The 432-nt window shown below is 38.7% G+C and carries 1 protein-coding gene; it reads right to left on the bottom strand.

All coding sequences use genetic code 11. The features are described 5' to 3' along the window. Nucleotides 1-338: S-layer homology domain-containing protein (locus CSV68_RS16690; RefSeq protein ID WP_143561027.1), on the bottom strand; the 338-nt coding region annotated here is incomplete at its 3' end. Nucleotides 339-432 lie beyond the last annotated feature (94 nt).

The raw sequence follows: 432 nt of genomic DNA, 5'->3' as shown, positions 1-432 counted from the left end.
GGACCATAATACGGCGTACCTTTTTTTACATCCTTAAATCCAGGATCTTTTACATTTACTGTGTCCAAGTCTAGTACGTGTGCTAGAATCTTTGCGGATTGTGCACGTGTTACAGAAGCATTTGGACGGTATGTACCATCATCGTACCCTTTCACTACACCACGTTCTGCCAATTCTAAAACTGGCTTATAGTAGTGCACTGCCGGATTCGTTACATCTTTGAAGCTAATTGCTGCATTTGTTTCTGCTGGAACAGCCGCAACGAATGCCCCAGTTGCTACTGTTGTTGCTAAAGCAGCTCTAAATAATTTGTGTGAAGCTTTTGAAGTCTTTTTCAATAAATTTACCCCCCGAATAATTAGTTAGTTCAAGACTAGGTTACCATATCCCTACATGAATGTATTACCAATTATTATTTTTTTAAGATTTATC

The sequence above is a fragment of the Sporosarcina sp. P29 genome, from assembly GCF_002743265.1.
Classification (GTDB): domain Bacteria; phylum Bacillota; class Bacilli; order Bacillales_A; family Planococcaceae; genus Sporosarcina.
Note: the sequence above shows the minus strand (reverse complement) of the source record. Positions and strands in the feature narration are given on the sequence as shown.